Below are 8,261 nucleotides of genomic sequence, written 5' to 3'. Positions count from 1 at the left end.
ATTTCTTTANAATTTTCAATATATCATCGCCATACTTATTCGTCTTAATCTCACCAAAGCCTGCAACTTTCAGAAGTTCTTCCTTGCTTTTGGGCATTTTTGAAATTAAATCTTTTAATTGATTATCATTATATAAAAAGTAAGGTTTTATTTTTTCTTCACGGCTCTTATTTAATCTGTAAATCTTTAATTCTTTAAAAATATCTGTTTCTTCCAACGTACCTTCATCTATTTTTATAGTTTTTATCTCTGATTTTGGAGTTGGTATTTCTTTACCTGGCTTCTGTGGTTTTAATATACTAATTTTATATTGATCATACTTTTTAGTATAATCTTTCTCAATATTCTTATGTAAATTCAGATAAGATTGAGCCCAAGTTAACATTCTATCCTCTGAACTAACCGCTTCTTTAGAATTTTTATAGGTTTCCTTTATATATTTAACCAATTGATCAGCACGTATAACTTTCTCTTTTATTTCTTTCCTTGCACTCTTTTCATCTAGAACAGTCTTGGGATTAGCTAAAACTACTACAGATTTATATAAATCTTCAAAGTATCTTTCCGCCATATATTTCATGATTATATTATTCTTTTTATCCAGCTTAATTTTCTTCATTAATTCTAAATGCCTTTGATTTTGAGTTATAGGTGAATAAATAGCCTCTTTTTTCTTTTTGCCTCCATTTTCTATAGTACGAATAAAATCCCCAGCACTATTTATTTCAATATCTCCATAGAGATTTTTACATTCTATAACAAAGCAAATCTTCTTTGTAAACACAATATAATCTATCTGAGCGCTCAAATCTCCATCTTCAAGATAGATATCATGCAAAATATACATAGGCATATGACTATTCTTCAATTCAAAGGTAATATTCTTTTCTCCTATAATTCCATATTCAAGATATTTTATATCTTGTTTTATTAATTTTTTTTCCTTCTGCATTAAGTAAGGGCTCCAATTTCCTAAGTTGTTCTAATTGAATTTCTACATTACTGCTTTCCTTGAGAAAGACAGGTTCTTTCATTTTGTCAAATAACCCCATTCTATCGCTCACCTCATGTATGATATAAGTGGATTATACCATATTTTACATAAGTTTCATATTATAAAAACTTAAAAATGAAATTAAGCTTTTTTATTTTTATTAATTTTAGTAATTATAACAACAATTAACAATACAACAAATGCTACTGTAAATCCAATTAAAACTGAACTAAAGAGATTTAATCCAGTTTTATTCAAAATAACAAATATAGTCGTAGCCATCAACCCTAATATTGAGAAAAATATCTTTTCTTTCATATTTTTATCGCCTCTTCTTTCATTAAATTATGTATGTTTAGTTCATCAGCATTTTTTAACCTTATTGAACCTAACTTTGAGGTAAATAATATGATTCCTCCTCGATATAAATATGATAGATTTGATGCCTTTATAAAAAAAGGTCTACTACTACACATATGGATAACACATATACATTTGTAATATAACCCTTTAATTACTATTTTTTACTTTTTATTATAACACTTTGTTGTCCAAGATTAAAGCAATGTTGGAAAAACTTTGTCACTAGCTGACGTATTGATTGTAAGTGGTCAAAAGAATAAAGCAGGCACTACCATTGCGCCTGCTTTACCTACATCTATCTCATAATTTTCTTTAGTAGATTTAGATTATTTTTAAATGGTGGATATCGGAGAGGTATATCAATCAAATTAGATTTATTCAGAATACCCTTCTTATGTGAAAATGTATCAAAGCTTGCCTTTCCATGATATCCGCCCATACTGCTGTCTCCAACTCCCCCAAAAGGCATGTATGAAGTGGCTAAATGTACTACAGTATCATTTATGCATCCACCACCAAAAGAGATGCTATTAATAATATTTTTCTGACTCTCTTTATTGTTTGAAAAACAATAAAGAGCTAGTGGCTTTGGTCTTTTATTTATTATTGAAATAACTTCCTTTAGATTCTCAAATTCCAATACCGGCAGTATGGGACCAAATATCTCCTCCTGCATGATAGCACTATCCCAGGTTACATTGTCTAATATTGTTGGAGATATTTGATTGGTTTTATCGTTGTATTCACCTCCAAAAACAATGTTTTCGCCTTTTAATAAGTTGATAAGACGATTAAAATGTTTATCATTGATAATCTTTGGGTATTCCGGATTATTACATGGAACAGCACCATAAAACTCATTAATATACTCTTTCATTTTAATAATAAGCTTTTCCTTTACAGTGCTTTTAACCATTAAATAATCAGGAGCCACACAGGTTTGACCTGCATTTAAAAACTTCCCCCAGACAATTCTCTTTGCAGCTAAATCTATATTGGCAGTTTCATCTACTATACAAGGAGATTTCCCACCTAACTCTAAGGTTACAGGGGTAAGGTGCTTTGAAGCTGCCTCCATTACTATTCTTCCTACCTGCACACTGCCTGTAAAGAATATATAGTCGAATTTTTCTTCAAGCAAGTTTTTATTAGCTTCTCTTCCTCCTCTTACCACAGAAATATATTCTTCATTAAAATTCTTACTTATAATCTTCTCAATAATTTCAGAAGTGTGAAAAGAATACTCTGATGGCTTAATTACAGTACAATTTCCTGCTGCTATAGATCCAATTAGAGGCACCATAGCCAGTTGAAAAGGATAGTTCCATGGCGACATAATAAGTGTTACACCATATGGCTCGGAACAGGTATAGCTTCTAGATAAAAAGTGTGTTATTGGTGTCTTTACTCTTTTACATCTTATCCAGCTTGGAAGATGCTTTATAATATATCTTAATTCTTCCAAAACAAGTCCTATTTCTGTTTCGTAGGACTCAAAGGGTGCTTTATTCAAGTCTTTTTTCAAAGCTTCCATTATCTCTTTCTCATTTTTAATTATCGCATTTTTTAATATTTTTAGTTTTTCTAAACGAAAGTCTACATCTTTTGTTATACCTTCTTCAAAGTACAACCTTTGCTTTTCTATCACTTCTTCAATATTATTCATATTGAATTCCCCCAATTCAAATTATTGTTCAACATGATCTTTAATCATGTTGAATATATTTAACAAATCCTTTTTTGATAGAATCCTTGGAACGGGATAAAGCGGGTTCGCTTCCTTAAAGGCACGTTCTACCATCAAAGGAATATCACTTTCTCTTATTCCACTAATTTGTGTTGGAATCTCCATTTTTTTATTAAGGTCTTTTATTGACTGAATAAACTTCTTTGTCTTTTCTTCTCTTGTATCCTTTAAATCTGCTATTCCAACTAAGTCAGATAGTTCAGCCAGAGGTTTATACACTGAATCCCCATAATACTCCAGTACATAAGGCAGGATAACGGCATTTGCAAGTCCATGTGGAATCCCGTAAACTCCGCCTAAGGAATGAGCAATAGCATGTACGTAGCCAACATAAGCACGGGTGAAGGAAAGTCCAGCGTAGTATGATGCCTTTTGCATATTTTCCCGGGCTTCTAAGTTTTCACCCTTAGAATATGCTTCATATATATTTGCAAAAATTAGTTTTACAGCATTTTTACTTAATTCTTTTGTTTCCTCAGTGTTGCTTTTTCCTATATAGGCCTCCACTGCATGGGTTAGAGCATCCATTCCTGTGGTTGAGGTTATATGAGGAGGCAAGCCGACAGTAATCATTGGATCAAGCACTGCATAATGAGGGATTAAAGCCATATCATTGATTGCATATTTCTCATGAGTTCTATTGTCTGTTATAACAGCAGCAATTGTCGCCTCGCTTCCTGTTCCTGATGTAGTTGGAACTGCAAAGAGCTGAGGAATATTTTTTCTAATCTTTATAATACCCTTCATACTGGCTATACTCTTATCCGGTCTAGCTATTCGTGCTCCCACCCCCTTTGCACAATCCATGGAAGAACCTCCTCCAAATGCAATGATACCCTCACAGTTTTTGACCCTAAAAATCTCTACAGCCTCTTCGATATTATCTATTGTTGGGTTTGGTACAGTTTTATCATAAACAGTAAATTCTATGTTCACTTCCTTCAGCCCTTTTAACAGACCATCCATTAATCCAAGGGATGTAATCCCCTTATCAGTTACTATCAAAACACTGTTAATCCCTTTGTTCTTTATTAGCTTTGGAAGCTTATTTAAGCTTTTTTTACCTTCTACCAACTCCGGCCTGCGCCATGGAGCAAAGTAAGAAGCCCCCCTTAAAACATTTTGATAAATTCTACAATATAACTTATACATAGCATTACCTCACTTTCCAATATAAGTCTCCCTATCCTATGTTTATTTCAAATTAAATCATTAACCGGTCGACCGACCGATATTCTATAAAAAAAATTATTCTACATCAGATAAAAGTTCTGCAATATCCTTAATTGGTAAATTTTCAATTCCAAGCATCCTCTGAATTGTAAAACCATCAAGGGCAGCTAAAATAATATGAGACAATACCTCATAATTTACTTTTCTATCTTTAAGCACCATTTTCGTCCCGTCTTCCAGGGTAGTTCTCCATTCTTTATATCTTTCTATAAATCTTTCTTTAAGATAATTGTTGCCTATTACCGCATCACTAATTAAATATAAATGAAGCTTTCCTCTGGTTTCAGCGCTTAGTATTTTTTCAAAAACTACTAACAGGATTTCCTTTGGATCGGCATCATCATTTATATTTTTAATCCATGTCAAAAGCTCTTCTGTCATTTGCTTCAGATGAATGTCAGTAATATCATATATGATATCATCTTTACTGGAATAATAGTAATAGAGTGTTCCTTTGCTTATTCCAACTTCTTTAGATATATCTGCAAGGCTGGTGTCCTTTACTCCTTTTTGAGTCATTAACTTGCTGGCTGCTTCAAGTATGCTCTTCCTTGTATCATTTAATTGCTTTTCTTTATCTTCTCTACCCATTATGCACCTCTTTTGTCGTTCGACCGACCGACTTAATAATTTAATACTACTACTATTAATTTTTATAGTCAATAATAACTGTAAAAATTCCTGGGACAAAAAGGCAGACTCCGAAAATTTTTATAAATTCTCAGAGTCAGTTCATTAGGTACTTAAATTATTTATCTAGTTTTAAGGAATTATCACTAAACCTTTATGTAATTCTTATATTATACTTTTTAAACTTGAAATTTAGAAACCATCGATACTAATTCATCTGCCCATTTTGAAAGAGATTCAGCGGAAGCCGCTATATTTTCAGTATTTTCCGTTTGTTCTTTTATGTCAGTTGAAATAGATTCTACATTATCTGTTGTGGCTGAAGAGGCTATTTCTATACGTGATATAGCTTCATTAATTTTCTTACTTCCCTCAGAAACACTGTTAAGAAGCTCCGTCATCCCCGTCATATTTTCTGCAGACTCCTTTATTTCCTTTGATATACGCTTAAATATATCACCGGCATTGCTTACAACTTCTGCACCAGCACTGATCTTCACCAGAAAATTAGTCATCTCATCTACGGCACTTGAAGTATCCTTTTGAGTTTCATTGATAAGCTTGCTTATAAGTCCTGCAGACTCCTGAGATTTCTCAGCTAAATTACGGACTTCTTCAGCAACCACCGAAAACCCTTTTCCCGATTCCCCTGCTCTTGCCGCTTCTATAGCCGCATTTAGTGCAAGTAAGTTTGTCTGAGCTGCTATGCTGGTAATTGTACTTGTGATTGCTCCAATTTCACTGGATTTAGCGTCAAGCTTTTCTATGAAATTTTGAAGTTCTTTTGAAGCATCTAAAATTTGATTCATTTGATTAATTGCTTCCTGTACAGTTGCATGTCCATTTTCTGCCACATTAGCATTTTCTTCTACAGTACCAATTATTTCTCTAATGCTGACAGATAAATTATCAATTAATGCAAGTCCTTCATCTACTTCATCTCTAGACTGCTGAATTTCATCCTTTTGGTTTAAATTATCCCCCTGCACTTTTACAATGGTTGAAGCCACACTTTGAGCTGAGGCTGCAAATTCTTCTGTGGAGGCACTAAGCTCTTCCGAGGAGGCAGCTAGAAGCTCGGCTTTACCTATAATGGATTTTACTATATTTCTTAAGTTGTTTGACATTAAAATTATACTATTTGTAAGCTTCCCTATTTCGTCTTTAGAATTTACAATTATATTTTTTTCTCTTAAGTCTCCTTCAGCAATGAACTGAGTAATATTACTGAGCCTTGTAATTGGGTTGGTAATTTTACTGCTATAAAGTATAGAAACTAATACAGCAGCTATAATAAACCCACAGGATATCAATATAAAAGTTGTGCTAAGTTTATTAATATTTGTAAGGGTTTCTTCCTCATTAACTGACAAACTAAAATACCAGTTATCTTTACCATTTATTAAAATTGGATGAACTATAGCAATTGCTGTTTTCCCTCCGGAATTATATTTAATATGTTTTTCTTCAGAGCTCTTCTCTCTGTTTTCCCAAACACCTTTTAATTCACTGCTGCTTTCTTCACTGCTTAACTTCAATTTACCAATGGAGCTGGAATCCTTTCCATTAGAAAGCAAAACGCCATTTTTATCAAATATAAAACCAAATCCGCTTGTTCCATACTTTAATTTTTCTGTGATTTCCTGAAGTTTTGCCAAGCTGAGAGTTGCGTAAGCTATACCCTTTGCATTGTTTGAGCTATCTAGAATAGGTGCAGCTACCACAACAGAAAGCTTTCCTGTGGTATTTGATATAAGAACATCAGATATAGATGGTTTTTTTGTAGACATAGCCTCTTTAAAATAAGCTCTATCTGCTATGCTATCCTTTTCTCCTTTATAGTTCCAGCGAGTTCCCTCTCCATTTGCAAAAGAAATATTATCAAAAGTATCTTTATAAAATGGAAATACCTTAGAAAGAGTTTTTACTCCTTCCTCTGGAGAAACGTTTTCTAAGCCCTCTAAAAGAGCAATTCCTTCTACTTTCGTAACAGCATCATTTATGAAGCTTTCAACTTCATTAGACCTGACTTCTGCTGTTTTTTCAATTAAATGATCATTTGTTTCCAATATGTACTTTTTAGAAAATAAGTATCCCGTAACAGAAATTGAACTTAAACTTATAATAACTATTAAAGATACTATTAAAGCGGTTTTAAACCTCATTCCCAGCGACATATTATATCATTCCTTTCTCAATGGTCAAGTCGCAAAAAATATTAACTTATCTAATTAATTCTACTTTTATGTATGGAATACTTTTTACTACGCTTATAATAATAACTATAGTTTTTCTTATATTTAGATGAAATTTTATAAAGATATTTCTTACTAATCCTCCTTTTTTTTATATATATACCAATATTCTACAGAATAATTCAAATTCCTTTTAGAAAAGTAAAAAAGAACACTAAAAATACACTGGAATAAATTTATCCTTTCTTACCATTGTGTAGCCGTAGATATGATAAAAGTTAAGTTTTACTTGAAAGTTTATGTATCCTATTATGTAAAAAGCTTCAATACAAATTGACGGCAATTCCTATACGCTTTAATATTTTCTTTGCCCTTACCTTATCACATTGATACTTACCTTAATAACCAGCTATAGTCTAGATATAAGAGAGGGAGCAAGCATTAGCTTTTTCCTTCTTTCTAATTTAAATTCTCTATTTCTTTTTTCTCCAGTCATATTTCCCCTTAGGCAAGTCTATTTTATGTCCATTAATTATAGCTGTATCGTCATCTTCCCAACTTATCTCCGCTCTGCCTATCTTATAATCCCAATAAATATTTTTTGGCTTACTGCTTTGAGAGTTTACTATTAATTCCCCTCTAACTGCATAGGATACTGTAGCTCCTCCATTGCAAAGATATGTTTTAACAGTGTAAGTTCCCTTTGGTGATGTAGATTCAGTTATATATTCTCCTTCAGGTAAATTAGACATATTATAAAATAATCTGTTTATAATATAAAAAGCCCCTATTGAAATAGTTAAAATAATTATAGTTACTAATAAAATTATTTTATGCTTTTTCATAAAATTCCTCCACATTATAATAAATCCATTATATACCAATATTATAACATTAACTCCAATTTATGTAATAAAAATCAACGCAATTACTTCGCTGTTAAAGATGGATGGATATTCCCACTAATGGTCAGATGTAAGTACTCTTATTTTAAATGGATGAAATACAAAGAAGCCTGGATTATATTTAATCCAGGCTTCTTTGTATAAATATATTTTTACGAAAGTTTATAATGATTACTTAGCGTTTAAATAATTAT

7 protein-coding genes are annotated in these 8,261 nt (G+C 32.0%); all 7 read right to left on the bottom strand.

Features of this window, described 5'->3' with window-relative positions:
• Nucleotides 1–847, bottom strand: an 847-nt coding sequence (locus TA89_RS03600) for an HRDC domain-containing protein (protein ID WP_423219494.1), incomplete at its 3' end; no start/stop codon positions are given.
• Between the two features lie 288 nt (nucleotides 848–1,135).
• Entirely contained in the window at nucleotides 1,136–1,312 is a 177-nt protein-coding gene (locus tag TA89_RS18185) for a hypothetical protein (RefSeq protein WP_156120025.1), read from the bottom strand.
• A gap of 340 nt (nucleotides 1,313–1,652) precedes the next feature.
• Nucleotides 1,653–3,023: an aldehyde dehydrogenase gene (locus TA89_RS03595; RefSeq protein WP_040210909.1), complete on the bottom strand. Its 1,371-nt coding sequence runs from the start codon at nucleotides 3,021–3,023 to the stop codon at nucleotides 1,653–1,655.
• Between the two features lie 21 nt (nucleotides 3,024–3,044).
• Entirely contained in the window at nucleotides 3,045–4,256 is a 1,212-nt protein-coding gene (locus TA89_RS03590; protein ID WP_040210908.1) for an iron-containing alcohol dehydrogenase, read from the bottom strand.
• 96 nt (nucleotides 4,257–4,352) lie between these two features.
• On the bottom strand, nucleotides 4,353–4,928 hold the full coding sequence (locus TA89_RS03585; protein WP_040210907.1) for a TetR/AcrR family transcriptional regulator: 576 nt from the start codon (nucleotides 4,926–4,928) through the stop codon (nucleotides 4,353–4,355).
• A 218-nt stretch (nucleotides 4,929–5,146) separates the two neighbouring features.
• The gene (locus TA89_RS03580) at nucleotides 5,147–7,144 is read right to left on the bottom strand and encodes a methyl-accepting chemotaxis protein (RefSeq protein ID WP_040210906.1); all 1,998 of its coding nucleotides are present in this window, start codon (nucleotides 7,142–7,144) and stop codon (nucleotides 5,147–5,149) included.
• Between the two features lie 491 nt (nucleotides 7,145–7,635).
• Nucleotides 7,636–8,007, bottom strand: coding sequence for a DUF5412 family protein (locus TA89_RS03575; RefSeq protein ID WP_040210905.1), 372 nt, complete (start codon nucleotides 8,005–8,007; stop codon nucleotides 7,636–7,638).
• Nucleotides 8,008–8,261 lie beyond the last annotated feature (254 nt).

Origin of the sequence: Clostridium polynesiense, assembly GCF_000820705.1 — a bacterium.
GTDB lineage: Bacteria > Bacillota > Clostridia > Clostridiales > Clostridiaceae > Clostridium_AA > Clostridium_AA polynesiense.
Note: the sequence above shows the minus strand (reverse complement) of the source record. Positions and strands in the feature narration are given on the sequence as shown.